Source organism: Xanthobacter variabilis (genome assembly GCF_043831965.2).
Lineage (GTDB): Bacteria > Pseudomonadota > Alphaproteobacteria > Rhizobiales > Xanthobacteraceae > Xanthobacter.
In genome coordinates this window covers 379,826-395,652 of record NZ_CM195533.1, presented here as the reverse complement: position 1 = coordinate 395,652, position 15,827 = coordinate 379,826, and the positions used below count along the sequence as shown (strand labels likewise).

Here is a 15,827-nt window from a genome sequence, read left to right as displayed (position 1 = left end):
CTAGAGCAGCGCATCCTCGCTGGCGGGGAAACGCTCGGAGAGGCGCTTCACCAGCGGCCCCATGCGGCTGCCATTGGAGCCCTTCACCATCAGCGTGTCCCCGGCGCGCACCACCGCGGCCACCATGGGTTCAAGATGGGTGGCGTGCTGGGCATAGCCGCCGCGCCGCTCGGGCGGCAGGGCCTGCCACAGCGCGTGCATCAGCGGCCCGCAGCAGAAGACAATGTCGATGCGGCCCTCCTTGAGGGACTGGGCCAGCCCCGCATGCATGGCGGCGGCGCCGTCGCCCAGCTCCAGCATATCGCCGAGCACGGCGATGCGCCGGCCGCGCGGCCCCACCGGGGTGCGGCTGAGCACGTCGATGGCGGCGCGCATGGAGGCGGGGTTGGCGTTGTAGCTCTCGTCGATGAGGGTGGCCGCGCCGCCCTTCACCGCCAGCTGGATCGGCACGCCGCGTCCGGGCGGCGGAGTAAGGCGCGAAATGCCGATGGCGGCCAGCGCCAGGTCCGCGCCCAGCAGCTTTGCCGCCGCCAGCACGGCGAGCATGTTCTGCACCACATGGCGGCCGGGCATGGGCACCTTGAGGGTGATGCGCGTGCCCAGCACGTCCACCACCATCACCGAGCAGGCCGGCTGCAGCGAGACGGTTTCCAGCCGCACGTCCGCGCCCTCGCTCTCGCCGAAGGTGACGATGCGGGCGACGCCCTTGGCCTGCGCGGATGCCTTCAGGCGGGCGAACAGGGGATTATCGAGATTGAGCACGGCGGTGCCGCCGGCCTCCAGCCCGTCGAAGATCTCGGCCTTGGCGTCGGCGATTTCCTCGATTCCGGAGAACTGGGCGATGTGCACCGGCTCCACGGTGGTGATGATGGCCACCTGCGGCCGCACCAGCTTCACCAGCGGCGTGATCTCGCCGGGATGGTTCATGCCGATCTCGAACACGCCGTAGCGCGCCTCTTCCGGCAGCCGGGCGAGGGAGAGGGGCACGCCCCAGTGATTGTTGTAGGAGGCGGCGGAGGCGTGGGTCTCGCCATCCGCGCCCAGCGCCAGGCGCAGCGCTTCCTTGGTGGTGGTCTTGCCCACCGAGCCCGTCACCGCCACGATGCCGGCCCTGGAGCGGGCGCGCGCGGCGCGGGCAAGGGCGGTGAGGCCGCCGAGAACGTCGTCCACCAGCAGTAGCGGGGCATCAGGGCCGAAGCGATCCGCCTTGTCGCGGGCCACCACGGCGAGGGTGGCGCCTGCGGCGATGGCCCTTTCCACATAATCGTGGCCGTCGGAATTCTCGCCCATGATGGCGAAGAAGGCGTCGCCGGGCGTCAGCGTCCGGCTGTCGATGGAGATGCCGGAAACGTCGCCCACCGGTCCGCGCGGCGTGGCGGACATGGCCTGGGTGATCTCGTCGAGGCGATAAAGGCGGCGCGCGCCGGTACTCATGCTCCAACCTCCGCGAGGGCGGCGAGAACCTCCGCCGCATCCGAGAACGGCAGTGTCTGTCCACCCGTGATCTGGCCGGTCTCGTGGCCCTTGCCCGCCACCACGAGCGCGTCGCCCGGCTGCATCATCGCCACGGCGGCGCGGATGGCCTCGCGCCGGTCGCCGATCTCCCGCGCGCCGGGGGCGGCGGTGAGGATCTCGGCCCGGATGGCGGCGGGGTCCTCGCTGCGCGGATTGTCGTCCGTGACGATGACGAGGTCGGCCTTTTCCGCTGCGATTGCGCCCATGATGGGGCGTTTTCCCCGATCGCGGTCGCCGCCGCAGCCGAACACCACCATGAGCCGTCCCTTCACCGCGCCGCGCAGGGTGTCGAGCACGGCCGCGAGGGCCTCGGGCTTGTGGGCATAGTCCACGAAGACGGGGTGGGCGGGGGCGTGGCCGATGCGCTCCAGCCGTCCCGGCACGCCCTTCAGGTGGGAGAGGGCGGCCATCGCGTCCTTGCGTTCGGCCCCGCAGGCGATGGCGAGGCCGGCGGCCACCAGAGCGTTGTCGGCCTGGAACCGCCCCGCCAGCGGCAGGGCGATCTCCGTGCCGTCGCCGAAGCGGATGATCTGGCTGGCGCCGGCCGGCTTCACGTCCAGCACCTCAATGGTGGCGCCGGCGAAATCGTCACCGAAGGACAGGGTCTTGAGCCCGCGCGTCTCCGCCCAGGCCAAAGCGGTGGCGGCATAGGGCGCGTCCAGCACGCCGACGGCGGTGGCCTCCATGGGCAGAAGCTCGGTGAACAAGCGCAGCTTGGCCTTGAAATAGGCTTCCACCGTGGGGTGGTAGTCCAGGTGGTCGCGGCCCAGATTGGTGAAGGCGCCGGCGGAAAGCCGCACCCCGTCGAGCCGGCGCTGGTCGAGCCCGTGGGAGGAGGCTTCCAACGCCATGTGAGTCACGCCCTTGCCGGCGAGGTCGTCGAGGATGGCGTGCAGCTCCACCGGATCGGGGGTGGTGAGGCTGCCATAGGTGGCGCCGTCTGGCGTCACGAGGCCGATGGTGCCGAGATAGGCGGCCTTGTGGCCCAGCCGCTCCCAGATCTGGCGCAGGAAATAGGCGACTGAGGTCTTGCCGGCGGTGCCGGTGACGGCGGCGATCACCTGGGGCTGGCGCGGAAAAAAGCGCGCCGCTGCCAGCGCCAGCGAGCGGCGCACATCGAGCGAGAAGGCGAACGAGACGTGGGGATAGGCGCTCCCCCCGGCCTGGGTGGGAAGGGGCGCCACCGGCTCCATGAGCACGGCGGTAGCCCCGCGCGCCACCGCGTCGGCGATGAAGCGGGCGCCATCCGCATGGGTGCCGGGCACCGCCACGAACAGGAAGCCGGGCTTCACCTTGCGGCTGTCCGCCGTCACGCCCTCGATGCGGAGGGCGCAGGCGTGGGGGGCCAGGATACGGGCGTGACCGCCGAGGAGCGATCCGAGGGTGTGGTCTGTCATCGGAGCCTCCTCTTGCTGCTGTTCATGGCATTGAGGTGACGGGCTGTCACCCCAGGGAATGGGAATGAGGCCGCGGGCACTCCTGCCGGGGCGCGCCGAACCGGGCCGGCGGGCCTTCCCGCAAGGCGAAAGGCCCGGTCGCCGCTCGCGGCCCGGTGTCGGCCGGAAGAGCGCTCACTGCCGGTCCGCGACCTTGGGCGCCAGGGTGCGCAGCATCTGCTCGGCCGTGGGCAGGTTCTGGCGGGGCGCCACGTTCAGCATGGGCGCGATGCGCTCCACGATGGCGCCGGCGGTGGGCGCCGCGTTCCAGCCCGATGTGGCAAAGCCGTAGGTGCCGGGGGCGGGCTGCGGCTCGTCCAGCATCACCAGCACCAGATATTGCGGCCTGTCCATGGGGAAGACAGCTGTGAAGGAGGTGAGCAGCTTGTGCTTGGCATAGTGGCCGTTCACCACCTTCTCGGCGGTGCCGGTCTTGCCGCCCACCATGTAGCCGGGAATGTCGGCCTTCTTGGCGGTGCCCTTCTCCGCGTTGAGGCGCATGATGTAGCGCATCTTGTCGGAGGTGTCGGTTTTCAGCACCTTGGTGGCCACCTTCTGCGCTTCTTCCTGGTCGCGCTTGAGGAAGGTGGGGGGAATGAGATAGCCGCCATTCACCATGGAGTTCACCGCCATCACCGCCTGGAGCGGGGCGACCGAAAGGCCGTGGCCGAAGGCGATGGTGGCTGAGTTCACCTCGCCCCAGTGCCGGGGCACGATGGGCTGGGAGCTCTCGGGCAGCTCGGTGCGCAGGCGGGTAAGCTGGCCCATCTTGCGCAGGAAGGTCTTGTGCGCCTCCACGCCCAGCGACAGCACCATCTTGGCGGTGCCGATATTGGACGACACCAGGAAGATCTCGGGCACCGACAGCACCCGGTTCTCGGCGTGATAGTCGGAGATCTTGAAGCGGCCGAAATGCAGCGGCGCGCGGGCGTCGAAGGTGGAGTTGAGGCCGATCTTGCCGGAATCCAGCGCCATGGCGAACGACATGGCCTTGAAGGTGGAGCCCATCTCATAGACGCCTGTGGTGAGGCGGTTGAGGTAGGCGTCGCTGGCCGGATTGCCAGGCACGTTGGGGTCGAAGTCGGGCAGCGAGACCATGGAGATGATCTCGCCCGTATTCACGTCCGTCACCACCGCCATGGCGTGGAGGGCGGAGAACTTGTCCTTGGCGCGAATCAGCTCGTCACGCACGGCGTGCTGCACGCGCATGTCGATGGAGAGCTGGACCGGCTCCTGCTGGCGGTCGGTGGCGAAGCCCGCCAGGTGCAGGTCGGAGAGGCCGCGCCCGTCGATCCACTTTTCAAGGCCGGCAATGCCCTGGTTGTCCACGTTCACGCCGCCGATGACGTGGGACAGGATGGGCCCATCCGGATAGATGCGGCGATTCTCGCTGAGGAAGCCGATGCCGGGCAGGCCCAGCCGATGGATCGCGCGGCGCTGCGCCGGGGTGATCTCGCGCTTCAGCCAGGCGAAGCCCTTGCCGGAATTCAGGCGCTTGCGCGTCTCTTCCACATCGAGGTCGGGCAGGATCTTGATCAGGCCTTCCAGCGCCTCGTCGGGGTCGAGCAGCCGGCGCGGTTCGGCGAACAAGGAGGGCGACTTCACATCGATGGCGATGATGTCGCCGTTGCGGTCGATAATGTCCGGCCGTGCCGAGGCCACCGCGTCCGATCCGCGCCCGCGCGTGGCGCCGGGGTCGGAGGTGAGGGCAAGGTGGGTGAGCTGCGCGGCAATGGCCACGAACACCAGGCAGAAGCCCGCCATCAGCAGCTTGATGCGGCCCCGCGCGACCATGTCCGGGCTGCCGCGGTCGAGGCCCAGCAGGCCGCGCGCGAACTTGCGCGCGCCAAGATAGGCCAGCATCCCAAGCCCGGCCACGCTGCGGAAGCTGAGCTTGCCGATGCCGGTGACCAGGCGCACGGCGAGCGCGCCCACGGCCTCGATGCCGCGCTCCAGGGCCCGCGCCACCCAAAGCGCCGCGCCACCCAGGCGCCCGCCGGCCTTCACGCCACCGCCCGCGAGGGCGCGGCCGGCGAGGATCGCGGCGCCGTTGAGGGCGTCGCCCAGCGAGACCTTAGGCTCGGGTGGCAGCGGCGCGTGGGCGTCGCCGTGCACCTGCTCGGCGTGGGCGGAATCGGGGCCAAGCGTGGCGTCGGTGTTGTTCTCGGACATGTTCTCGGACATGGCGACCTCGTCAGCGCACGCTCAGGAAACCTTTGAAGAAGGTGGCGACCGGGGAATCCTCGCCTCCGCTTTCGGCCGCTGGCGGTGGTGCTGCGGGTGCGGGGCGAGGGGCCGCCGGCTGACGCGGAGCGATGCTGCCGGTGGTGAGGGGCGCGCCCGCCGAAGCCACCGGTGTGGCCTGCGGCTTGGGCGCGGGTTTGGGGCGTATGGCCGAGGTGGCCGGAATGCTGGCGGCGCCCGTATTTCCGGCGGCCGCGGGGGCCCCTCCATTGGGCATGGGCGTCGACGCCTTGCCGGTGGAGGAGGTGACGAGCGGAGCATCCTCCAGCGCCTCGATGATGCCGCCGATCCCGTCGCCGCCATTGGCGGGCTTGGGGGGCAGGTCGTCGAACTCGGAGATGGACTCCACGTCCAGCCGCTTCAGGTCCAGGTGACGTTCCACCAGCCCCTGAATGTAGAAGGGTGACGTACGGCGCGCCCATTCGGCGCGCATGACGGCGATGGCGTCGCGCTCCTTGCGGATCTGGCTGCGCAGGGTGGCGAGCCGCTCGGCCTCGGCGGTGGAGGCATATTTGAGCTGGTACACCACCGCGGCGGTCACCAGGAGTGCGCCGACCATCAAGATGTTGGCGACTCGAAACATTCTCTTTAGCGTCTCCGCCCATGCCGTTGCGGTGAGGGGGCCGGTAGCAGCCCCATCAGGTCACCGCCCGGATGCGCCGGAGCGAGCGTGCGTTCGGCCGCGCGAAGCTTCGCGGACCTTGCGCGCGGGTTCTCTGCCACTTCGTCGGGACCGGGTTCCACCGCGCCCTTCGCCACCAGGCGGAAGGCGGGCTCCGGCCCCTCTCCGAGCGGCAGATGACGCGACGCGGACGGTGCCTTTACCCTGTTTGCCAGAAAAGTCTTAACGATCCTGTCTTCGAGCGAGTGGAATGTGACGACCACAAGCCGGCCGCCGGGCTTCAGCACCCGCTCGGCCGCCGCCAGGGCTTCCACCAGCTCGTTCAGCTCCTCGTTCACGGCGATGCGCAGGGCCTGGAAGGTGCGGGTGGCCGGGTGGATCTCGCCCGGCTTGGAGCGCACCACCCGCGACACGATTTCCGCCAGTTGCGCGGTGCGGGTAATGGGGGTCTCCTCCCGCGCCTTGACGATGGCGCGGGCGATGGCGCGCGACTGGCGCTCCTCCCCGAAGGCCCAGATAATGTGGGCGAGGCGCACTTCGTCCATCGTGGCGACCACGTCGGCGGCGGACAGCCCGTCGCCGCCCATGCGCATGTCCAGCGGCCCGTCGCGCCGGAAGGAGAAGCCGCGCTCGGCCTCGTCGATCTGCATGGAGGAGACGCCGATATCCAGCACCACCCCGTCGAGCGGGACGAATCCCGCCTCGGCGCTGAGGCTGTCGAGCTCGGAAAAGCGGCCCTGCACCAGGGTCAGGCGCCCGCCCGATGCGGCGACCAGGGCCTGTCCGCCGGCAATGGCGGTGGGGTCACGGTCGATGGCGAGCACGCGGCAGTCGGCGGCGGCGAGGATGGCGGAGGTGTAGCCGCCGGCGCCGAAGGTGCCGTCCACATAGGTGCCGGCATCCTTCGGCGCGAGGTGCGCCAGAACCTCTTTCAGCATTACGGGAAGATGACGGGCCGGTCCGCCTACGGCGTCGGTGGGGCCGACCCCGTGGCCCGTCGTCATACCGTGCTGCTCCCTGGGTTCGAGGCGCGGGAGCCGATGGCCCGGCGCAGCTCGCGCACCCTTTGGGTGGCCTCCGCGAGATGCACCTTCAGCCGCTCCGGTTCCCAGATCCTGAATTTATGCCCGAGCCCCACGAAGGCGACCTGATCGGTGATGCCGGCGTGGGCCTTGAGCGTTTCGGTCAGCACCACCCGGCCTTCCGGGTCGATGCGTAAGGTCTCGCTGGTGCCGTAGAGGGCGGCGGCCAGCTCTTCCCGCTCCTCGGAATAGGGCGGGTAGCGGTCGATCAGCGCGTCGATCTCGCCGATCAGCCGGTTGCCGCCCGCATCCAGCGCGGGCTCGGCGAGGCTCGGATGGCAGTAGAGGCCCTCCGCGCCGTCCTTCACCAGCACCGCGCGATACGGCGCAGGGATGGAAACCCGCCCCTTGGCGTCAAGACGCATCGTGTAGGTGGACACGAAGCGGTCCATGGAGCGCTCCTCGGCGCCGGGGTGCCTCCCCATTTCCAGGCCTCTCCCGAAGGAGGACGCGCCCGGCGACGACCAGAAGGCCGCCCATCATGTTTTGGGTAATGATGGGTTAACATGGGAAATCATGGGGCGTCAATGGAGCGGGATGGGCATTGGCGGGAAGATGGCGCGTGGTTTCACCGACCGACCGGCGGTCGGCCGGGCCAAGTTGGAGGGCCGGTGCGTGGTTGCTGAACGTCGGGGGAGGGAATCTGCTAGGTTCGCGCTTCAACGATGTCCGTGGCGGCGAGGGATGCATGTCCATCAGTGAGGCTCAGGCGGCGGGAACCGCCGTGTATGCGGCGGCGAGCCTGCCGACCTATTCGGTGCAGCAGATCTCCGATTATCTGCGCTTCGGGACCAATGGCGGGTTGACGATCGCCGGTACCGATACGCCCATCACCGTGAACCTGACCGGCCTCAGCGCCCAGCGGGCGGGGCTCGCGCGGCTGGCTCTGGCCACCTGGTCGGACATTTGCGACATCAGCTTCACGGAAACCACGGGCGCGGCGACCATCTCGTTCACGCAGAACCAGAGCGGGGCCTTCTGCCAGTGGTGGAGCTCCGGCTCATCCATCACCGCGGCGACGGTCAACGTGGCGGCCAATTGGGAAGGCGGCGACAGCAGCGTCGACGGCTATACCTTCCAGACCTTCATCCATGAGATCGGCCACGCCCTCGGGCTCGGCCATGCCGGGCCCTATGACGGCAGCGGGACCTATGCGACTGACGCCATCTATGCCAACGATTCCTGGCAGATGACGGTCATGTCCTATTTCAGCCAGGAAGAGGCGGGGCAGGGCAGCTACCGCTTTGTGATGACGCCCATGATGGCGGACATCTATGCCGTCCGCGCCATGTACGGGCGCGGCACCACCCATGCCGGCAATACCGTCTATGGGTTCAATTCCACCGTCCTCGGCGCCACCGCCGCGCTCTACGACTTCGCCAATTACAGCGAGGCGCCGAGCTACACGATCGTGGACGATGCCGGCACCGACACGCTCAATGCCTCCGGCTATGCGGTGAACCAGCTCATTGATCTGCGCGCGGGCCGATTCTCAAATATTGGCGGCCTCACCGGCAATATCGGTATCGCTCTCGGTGTCATCATCGAGAATGCGAATGGTGGATCCGGCGATGACCGCCTCATCGGAAACAGTTATGTCAATGTCATCTATGGCAATGCTGGCGATGACACCTTCTATGGCTACGGCGGCGATGATCGTCTGCTTGGTGGCACTGGCAATGACATTTTCGATGGCGGTGCCGGCAATGACAGGCTCTATGGCCAAGATGGCAACGACCGGCTCGTCGGTGGCGTTGGCAACGACCTTCTTGAGGGAGGCACCGGCAGCGACAGCATGACCGGTGGTGCCGGCGACGACACCTATTACGTGGACTCCATTGGTGATGTCGTGGTCGAAGTGGCGGGCGAGGGCTTCGACACGGTCCGCACGACCCTCTCGCGCTATACGCTCGGCACCAGCGTGGAGCGCCTGATCTATACCGGCTCGTCGTCCTTCACCGGGGTCGGCAACAACTTCAGCAACACCATCACCGGCGGTCGCGGCAATGATCGGCTGTGGGGCGGGGGCGGCAATGACACTCTCACCGGTGGGGTGGGCGCCGATACCCTGACGGGGGGCAGCGGACGAGACACCTTCGTCTACACCACCGTGTCCGATTCAAACCGCAGCACTTATGACACCCTGACGGATTTTTCCACCGCCGCAGGGGACCGGCTGAACCTCTCGGCCATCGACGCCAACACAACCAACAGCGGCGTCAATGACGCCTTCGTTTATGTGGGCTCTTCGGCCTTCTCGGGCACCGCCGGGGAGCTGCGGCTGGCCAATGGATTGCTGCAGGGCGATGTGAACGGCGACTCCCGGGCGGATCTTGTGATCGCCGTGGGCAGCGGCTTCACCTACTCATCCAGCAGTCTCATCGTATGAAGTCGTGGAGAAGGGCGTTGGGCCCTTCTCCACTTCCGCTTGCTCAGGCGGGCTCTGGCGCCCGCGCCGGGGTGAGCGCGCCCACGGTCTTCAGGGCGAAGGCGTAGACCAGGGCCACCTCATCCAGCCGGTCGAAGCGGCCGGAGGCGCCGCCATGGCCGGCATCCATGTTGGTGCGCAGCAGGATGGGGGCATGCGAGGTGTTGAACGCGCGCAGCCGCGCCACCCATTTGGCCGGCTCCCAATAGGTCACCCGCGGGTCGGTGAGCCCGGCAAGGGCGAAGATGGCCGGATAGGCCGCCGCATGCACATTATCCACCGGTGAATAGCGCCGGATCCGGGTGAAGGCATCGGGATCGGAAATGGGATTTCCCCATTCCGGCCATTCCGGTGGCGTGAGGGGCAATGTGTCGTCCAGCATGGTGGTGAGGACGTCCACGAACGGCACTTCCGCGATGATGCCCGCAAACAGTTCTGGCCGCATGTTCGCCACCGCGCCCATCAACATGCCGCCCGCCGACCCGCCATGGGCGACGATGCGCGCCGGCGTCGTGAATTTCTCCCGCACCAGATGGTCGGCCACCGCGATGAAATCGGTGAACGTGTTGGTCTTGCGGGTGAGCTTGCCATCCGAATACCAGCGCCAGCCCTTGTCCGTGCCGCCGCGGATATGGGCAATGGCATAGATGAAGCCGCGGTCCACCAGCGAAAGCCGGCTGGTGGAGAAGCTTGCCGGTATGGTGATGCCGTAGGCTCCATATCCATACAGCAGCAGCGGCGCCGTGCCGTCCAGCGGCGTGCCCTTGCGGTAGAGCAGGGACACCGGAACCATCTCGCCATCGGGCGCCGGGGCGAAGATGCGCCGGGTGACGTAGTCGGCCGGATCATGGCCCGAGGGAACCTCCTGGCGCTTCAAGAGCGCCCGTTCCCGGCTGGCCATGTCATAGGACCACACCTCAGACGGCGTGGTCATGGAGGCGTAGGTAAAGCGCACCTCGCGGGTGTCGAACGGGAAGCCGGGGAACAGCCCCAGCGCATAGGCTTCCTCATCGAACGCCACCGCATGCTCGGCGCCGCTTTCCAGGTCGCGCACGATGATGCGCGGCAGCCCGCCCTCCCGCTCCAGCCGTGTCATGAAGCGTGCGAACACGGTGTGGCTGAGGATCATGCGGCCCGGCGCATGGGGCACGAAATCACGCCAGTTCCGCCGCTCGGGGGCGGCTGTGGGGGCGGTGACGATCTTGAAGTCTTCCGCCTGGTCCGCATTGGTGAGGATGACGAGCGTGTCCTCACCCCTCAGGCCCGCGTGATGCTCCACCTCATAGCGCACGCCCGAGCTGCGCTCCGCCACCAGGCGCGGGCGCGCATCCGGGTTCGAGAGGTCGAGAAGATGGACCTCGGATGTCTGGTGGTCGCCGCAGGAAATGAGGCCGAAGGCGCGCGATTGCGTCTCCGCCAGCGAGACGAAGAAGCCCTTGTCGGGCTCCTCATAGATCAGCGCGTCAGCCTCCGGTGCCGTGCCCAGCACATGGCGGTAGACCTTGGAGGGGCGATGCTCCGCGTCGCGGCGGATGTAATAGAGCGCGTTGCCGTCGGCGCTCCACAGCAGGTCGCCGGTGGTTTCCGCGATCACATCCGGCAGGTCGGCGCCTGTGGAGAGATCACGGATGCGGATGCCGTAGAGCTCGGAGCCCTGCTCGTCGGCGGCGAAGGCGAAGCGCCGATGGTCCGCCGTGTGGCGCCAGTGGCCGAGATGGAAATAGGCCTTGTCCTTGGCCTCCAGGTCGCCGTCGAGGATGATCTGCTCGGCCCCGTCCGGCATCGCCTTGCGGCAGGCGAGGGGGTGCTGGCCGCCTTCCCGATGCCGGCTGTAATAGGCGAAGGCGCCATCGGGCGCGGGGACGGTCGAATCATCCTCCTTGATGCGGGCCCGCATCTCCACCACCAGGGCGCGGCGCAGGTCCGCCAGCGGGGCGAAATAGGCATCCGCATAGGCATTTTCCGCCTCGAGATAGGTGCGGATCTCGCTTGAGAGCACGGCGGGGTCGCGCATCACCTCACGCCAATTGTCGGCGCGCAGCCAGGCGTAATCGTCGGTAAGGGTCACGCCATGAATGGTGCGGGAGGAGGGGTGGCGCGCGGCGCGCGGGGCCTCAGGCGCCGTCATGGGGCTGTCCTTCATCGGTTTCCAGGGAAAGGGCGGTTCCGTTCATGCAGAAGCGCAGGCCCGTGGGTTGCGGCCCATCGGGAAAAACATGGCCCAGATGGCTGTCGCACCGGGCGCAGCGAACCTCTATACGGCGCATGCCGTGGGAGGTATCCTCGTGCGTCACCACCGCCTCGGCGGAAACGGGGGAGAAGAAGCTGGGCCAGCCGGTGCCGGAATCATATTTGGCCTCGGAGCGGAACAGGGCCGCGCCGCAGGCCACGCAGCGATAAAGGCCGGTGCGCTTCTCGTCCCAATAAGGGCCGGTGAAGGCGCGCTCGGTCCCGTGCTCGCGGGCAATGCGGAATTGCTCGGGCGTCAGGCAGGAGCGCCATTCCGTTTCGCTCTTGGTGACCTTGGCCGGGCCGGTGCCCGTGGGGGTGTCCTTCGGTGCATCCTGGGCGTCGTCCTGGGGCACCTGCGGCTTGGAGCTTGGGTCGGGAAGGGTGTTGGGCATGAAAACCCCGCTGTGTTTGCCTTCAGGTAGGCATCCCTTCCCGCACTGGCAAGGCATGCGCGCCGCTCTGCCGGCCGGGCGGGGGCGAGGTCTGGCAAATGCAGAGAAGGAAGGGACCAAGTCCAACTTGAAAGTACATGACGGTTTCTGAATTTCTACTTGCATTTGCGTGCGTGCGAACTTAACACCTATACATTGCTGTATGCCACCGAATCGAAGCGGGCCGCCCGTTTCGGGGTGGGAAAGAACCGGCTGCCGCAGGTCCCCGGCCTGCGTTCCGCAGCTTGGGTGTGGTTCTCGTCACAGGCAAAAAGAAAGTGCCATGACCGAAGAAATGGAAGAAAATTCCTTTGTCGCCTTGGCGGCGGACATCGTCTCCGCCTACGTGAGCAACAATTCCGTCGCGGCGGCGGAACTGCCGGTGCTCATCAACGATGTTTACGCTGCGCTGCAGCGCATCTCCACGGGCGAGACCGAGGCCGTGGTGGAGCAGCTCAAGCCGGCGGTCCCGGTGAAGAAGTCCGTGGCGCCCGATTACATCGTGTGCCTCGAGGACGGAAAGAAGTTCAAGTCGCTCAAGCGTCACTTGCGCACGCAGTACAACATGACGCCTGAGCAATACCGGGAAAAGTGGGGCCTGCCGGCGGACTACCCCATGGTGGCGCCGAACTATGCGGCGGCGCGCTCCGAGCTCGCCAAGCAGATGGGCCTCGGCCAGCAGCGCCGCGGCGGCTGAGGCGCGGTCCGCCATCGCTCCTATCGCCCCGGCCGCGCCAGCCGCCGGGGCGGATGTGGCGCGTCGCCGTAGAGGCCCGGCGGAGCGGGCAGGTGACGCATACGCGCCTTTATGTTTCGGACCGCATGACATGCGCTCCCCCTGCACCCTTCAGAGACTTGCCCCACTGCTCTTCGAAGACTGTGGCGCCTGAGTTTCACGCTGCGTTGGCGTGCCAAGAGTGTCGGTATCCACCACCTCCGCCCGCGCGCTGCGCGCCGAGCGCATCTTATGTTCTCCCGAGTGCCAGGGCACTTCGACGAGCGGGACTCTTTCAGCCTTACCGCCTTTGCCCCGCGCCGGAGAGCTCCGCTGGCTGCCGCGCCTCGGGCCGCGCTCCAGTCCGCATTTCCCGTCGGCGGGTGTGGCGAATGGGGAGCCGCCGCGGCCTCATCGGCGAACTTGGCTGCGCCACGCTTGGCGAACGGTGCCTCGCCGCCGCCTTGAGTTGCTCCGCGCAGGGCGGATGAGACAGGCCGGCGCCGCGGCATCACCGCGAACCGGATCCTCGCTGACAGGATCATGGCCGGTGACCCCTATTCATGCGCTCCGGTTCCTGCTCAAGCCCCTGAGCGTTCGGCGCCATAGCGCGGGCACTCCGGTGGGGCATCGCGGCGCTGTTTGAAACTCTTGCGCTCACCACGTTGCGAGGGGGCGTTATCGCTGGTGGTGGAAGGCGTGCCGCCTGTCGCTGGTACCGGCGCGTGGTCTGGAGACGGCCGATGGGGCCCGTCCGCCTGAGGCGCCAAGATGCGCGGGCTCGCATCATCAGGAGCCTTTCATTCTGCCCTGCACCGCTTTCCGTGCGCCTCGTGGCGCAGCGGTAATCCACGGGGGCCGGGAGAAAGCCGCTGTCACTGCCAACGGAACGTGATCCGGAGACGGCCGATGGGCCCTGCCCGACAGAGGCGCCCAAGATGGCGCGGGCTCTCTTTCGGACGGGCCTTTCATTCCGCCCCGCCCCGCTTTCCATGCGCCCCGCGGCAGGGGAGGGGGCGATGCGCGCGGGCCCAGAGGAAAACACCGTCACCGGTAACGAGGTGCGCTCTGGAGACGGCCGATGGGCCCCGTGCGCCTGAGGCGACCAAGATGGCGGGGGGCTTGGCCTCTCTCGATAGAGAGGGGCCTTCATTCCACCATTCACCACTTTCCATGCGCCCCGCGGCGGGGGAGGGGCGATCCACGCGGGGCTGGGGGAGGCACCGTCACTGCCCGGAACATGCTCCCGAGACCGCCGATGGGTTCGGCCCGACAGAGGCGACCAAGATGCGCGGGCTTGCATCTTGATGAGCCTTTCATTCTGCCCTGCAGCGCTTTCCGCGCGCCCCGCCGCGGGGAGGGGCCATGCAGGTGGGCTGCGCTGAGGGCACGTCAAGGCAGCCACGCGCCCCGACCGCCGCCACCCGGCTGCAGCCCATCGAATGGCGCTCGAGTCTCCTGCCTTGATGTCCTGCCTTCCTCGAATGTGGCAGCCTCTCCCGAGCGGCTATCTCGCTCGGGACCGCTTCAGCTGAGCCAAAGCCCCAGCAAGGCGAGGGCGATCACCCACAGGGCAGCGTTGCCCCAGAAGGCGCGGCGGGCTTCCGCGCGGCCGATGCCGTCCAGCGAGGCCGGCGACAGGTGGATGCCATCGCGCGTGGCCTCGTCCAGCTGCTCCACCACCCGGGCGGTGCGGGTCAGCAGCGCGGGAACCTCGGTGGCGAAATGGCCCACCTCGCCCAGGCTGAGGCCGGCGCGCTGGAGCTGTCCCACCGGGCCGAGATTGCGGGTGATCCAGTCCTCCACCACGGGTGCGGCGGTGCTCCACATGTCCAGCTGCGGGTCGAGGGAGCGGGCGACGCCTTCCACCACCACCATGGTTTTCTGCAGCAGCAGCAGCTCGGGCCGCGTCTGCATGTCGAACAGGGCGGTCACCTCCAGCAGCAGGGCGAGGAGGCGCGCCATGGAGATCTGGTCGGCGCGGCGGGAGTGGATGGGCTCGCCGATGGCGCGGATGGCGAGGGCGAAATCGTCCACGGAATGGTGGAAGGGCACGTAGCCCGCCTCGAAATGCACCTCCGCCGTGCGGCGCCAGTTGCGGGTGATGAAGCCGTAGAGGATCTCCGCCAGGAAGCGTCGCTCCTTGAGGCCCAGGCGGCCCATGATGCCGCAATCCACCACCACCAGGCGGCCCTGTGCGTCCACGAACAGGTTGCCGGGGTGCATGTCGGCGTGGAAGAAGCCGTCCCGCATGGCCTGGCGCAGGAACGATTGCATCACGATGCGCGCAATGTCCTTCAGGTCATGGCCGGCGGCGATGAGGGCCTCCTTGTCGGAGAGCTTGATGCCGTCGATCCATTCCGTGGTCAGCACGTCGCGGGTGGAGCGGTCCCAATCCACCTCGGGCACGTGCAGGTCGTGATCCTCGCGGGTGTTCTCGGCCAGCTCGGCATAGGCGGCGGCCTCCAGGCGCAGGTCCATTTCCATGGCCACCGAGCGGGCCATGGTGTCCACCACGCTGGTCAGCCGCAGCCGCCGGGCCTCGGCAAAGGTGTTCTCGCCGAATTCCGCGAGCCGGCGAAAGCTGGCCATGTCGGCGGAAAAGCGCCGGCTGATGCCCGGGCGCAGCACCTTCACGGCCACATCGCGGCGGGTGCCGTCGGGGTCCACCACCTCGGCCTTGTGCACCTCGGCGATGGAGGCGGCCGCCACCGGTGGGCCGAACACGGGGAACACCTCGTTCACCGGTCGCTCGAAGGCGTCGGTGACGATCCGTTCGGCCGCCTCCTGGCCAAAGGCCGGCATGCGGTCCTGCAGCACCTCCAGGTCGCGGGCGACGGTGGGGCCCACCACGTCCGGCCGGGTGGCGAGGAACTGGCCCAGCTTCACATAAGAAGGGCCGAGCCGCGACAAAGCGGCGGAAAAGCGGGCCGAGCGGCTGCCCGCATCGCGCCGGGCGATGAGCCGGGCGATGCGCAGGGCCGGCCGGGCGAGCGGCGGCGCGGCCGCCGGCGACACCAGCGAAAGCACGCCTTCGCGCGCGAGCACGTAGCCGGCGCGGACGAGCCGCGCCGCATCGGCGAGAAGGAAAATCACGTCGAGCGCCTTTCAGCCGCAGCGGC

The 15,827-nt window shown here is 68.2% G+C and carries 11 protein-coding genes; 2 read left to right on the top strand and 9 right to left on the bottom strand.

The features are described 5' to 3' along the window. The 6 genes from V5F26_RS01710 to V5F26_RS01685 form a co-directional block, all read right to left on the bottom strand. A complete protein-coding gene (locus V5F26_RS01710; RefSeq protein ID WP_394946771.1) occupies positions 1-1,434 on the bottom strand; it encodes a UDP-N-acetylmuramoylalanyl-D-glutamyl-2,6-diaminopimelate--D-alanyl-D-alanine ligase in 1,434 nt (477 codons plus the stop codon). Continuing rightward, the gene (locus V5F26_RS01705; protein ID WP_394055941.1) at positions 1,431-2,912 is read right to left on the bottom strand and encodes a UDP-N-acetylmuramoyl-L-alanyl-D-glutamate--2,6-diaminopimelate ligase; all 1,482 of its coding nucleotides are present in this window, start codon (positions 2,910-2,912) and stop codon (positions 1,431-1,433) included. The genes V5F26_RS01710 and V5F26_RS01705 overlap by 4 nt, the downstream gene beginning before the upstream one ends. Before the next feature lie 174 nt (positions 2,913-3,086). After that, the gene (locus V5F26_RS01700; protein WP_394056393.1) at positions 3,087-4,814 is read right to left on the bottom strand and encodes a peptidoglycan D,D-transpeptidase FtsI family protein; all 1,728 of its coding nucleotides are present in this window, start codon (positions 4,812-4,814) and stop codon (positions 3,087-3,089) included. 331 nt (positions 4,815-5,145) lie between these two features. Continuing rightward, the gene (gene ftsL / locus V5F26_RS01695) at positions 5,146-5,778 is read right to left on the bottom strand and encodes a cell division protein FtsL (RefSeq protein WP_234051130.1); all 633 of its coding nucleotides are present in this window, start codon (positions 5,776-5,778) and stop codon (positions 5,146-5,148) included. Positions 5,779-5,783: 5 nt separating this feature from the next. Next, complete coding sequence (gene rsmH / locus V5F26_RS01690) at positions 5,784-6,821, bottom strand: 16S rRNA (cytosine(1402)-N(4))-methyltransferase RsmH (RefSeq protein ID WP_234051129.1); 1,038 nt, start codon at positions 6,819-6,821, stop codon at positions 5,784-5,786. Next, positions 6,818-7,291, bottom strand: coding sequence for a division/cell wall cluster transcriptional repressor MraZ (locus V5F26_RS01685; RefSeq protein ID WP_234051128.1), 474 nt, complete (start codon positions 7,289-7,291; stop codon positions 6,818-6,820). The genes rsmH and V5F26_RS01685 overlap by 4 nt, the downstream gene beginning before the upstream one ends. Before the next feature lie 296 nt (positions 7,292-7,587). Between V5F26_RS01685 and V5F26_RS01680 the strand changes: the two genes are divergently transcribed. Continuing rightward, the gene (locus V5F26_RS01680; protein ID WP_394946770.1) at positions 7,588-9,288 is read left to right on the top strand and encodes a M10 family metallopeptidase; all 1,701 of its coding nucleotides are present in this window, start codon (positions 7,588-7,590) and stop codon (positions 9,286-9,288) included. Positions 9,289-9,331: 43 nt separating this feature from the next. Here the strand turns inward: V5F26_RS01680 and V5F26_RS01675 are convergent, their stop codons facing one another. Next, positions 9,332-11,455: a S9 family peptidase gene (locus V5F26_RS01675; protein ID WP_394946769.1), complete on the bottom strand. Its 2,124-nt coding sequence runs from the start codon at positions 11,453-11,455 to the stop codon at positions 9,332-9,334. Further along, on the bottom strand, positions 11,442-11,951 hold the full coding sequence (msrB, locus tag V5F26_RS01670; RefSeq protein WP_234051125.1) for a peptide-methionine (R)-S-oxide reductase MsrB: 510 nt from the start codon (positions 11,949-11,951) through the stop codon (positions 11,442-11,444). The genes V5F26_RS01675 and msrB overlap by 14 nt, the downstream gene beginning before the upstream one ends. 322 nt (positions 11,952-12,273) lie before the next feature. Here msrB and V5F26_RS01665 point away from each other — a divergent pair, with 322 nt between their 5' ends. Beyond that, entirely contained in the window at positions 12,274-12,687 is a 414-nt protein-coding gene (locus V5F26_RS01665; protein ID WP_234051124.1) for a Ros/MucR family transcriptional regulator, read from the top strand. Positions 12,688-14,232: 1,545 nt separating this feature from the next. Here the strand turns inward: V5F26_RS01665 and ubiB are convergent. After that, the gene (gene ubiB / locus V5F26_RS01660; RefSeq protein ID WP_394946768.1) at positions 14,233-15,801 is read right to left on the bottom strand and encodes a 2-polyprenylphenol 6-hydroxylase; all 1,569 of its coding nucleotides are present in this window, start codon (positions 15,799-15,801) and stop codon (positions 14,233-14,235) included. Positions 15,802-15,827: the final 26 nt, after the last annotated feature.

What these genes read in the sequence shown, in the direction of transcription:
- V5F26_RS01710 (WP_394946771.1), bottom strand. Translation starts at nt 1,434, where the DNA reads ATGAGTACCGGCGCGCGCCGCCTTTATCGCCTCGACGAGATCACCCAG.
- V5F26_RS01705 (WP_394055941.1), bottom strand. Translation starts at nt 2,912, where the DNA reads ATGACAGACCACACCCTCGGATCGCTCCTCGGCGGTCACGCCCGTATC.
- V5F26_RS01700 (WP_394056393.1), bottom strand. Translation starts at nt 4,814, where the DNA reads ATGCTGGCCTATCTTGGCGCGCGCAAGTTCGCGCGCGGCCTGCTGGGC.
- ftsL (WP_234051130.1), bottom strand. Translation starts at nt 5,778, where the DNA reads ATGTTTCGAGTCGCCAACATCTTGATGGTCGGCGCACTCCTGGTGACC.
- rsmH (WP_234051129.1), bottom strand. Translation starts at nt 6,821, where the DNA reads ATGACGACGGGCCACGGGGTCGGCCCCACCGACGCCGTAGGCGGACCG.
- V5F26_RS01685 (WP_234051128.1), bottom strand. Translation starts at nt 7,291, where the DNA reads ATGGACCGCTTCGTGTCCACCTACACGATGCGTCTTGACGCCAAGGGG.
- V5F26_RS01680 (WP_394946770.1), top strand. Translation starts at nt 7,588, where the DNA reads ATGTCCATCAGTGAGGCTCAGGCGGCGGGAACCGCCGTGTATGCGGCG.
- V5F26_RS01675 (WP_394946769.1), bottom strand. Translation starts at nt 11,455, where the DNA reads ATGACGGCGCCTGAGGCCCCGCGCGCCGCGCGCCACCCCTCCTCCCGC.
- msrB (WP_234051125.1), bottom strand. Translation starts at nt 11,951, where the DNA reads ATGCCCAACACCCTTCCCGACCCAAGCTCCAAGCCGCAGGTGCCCCAG.
- V5F26_RS01665 (WP_234051124.1), top strand. Translation starts at nt 12,274, where the DNA reads ATGACCGAAGAAATGGAAGAAAATTCCTTTGTCGCCTTGGCGGCGGAC.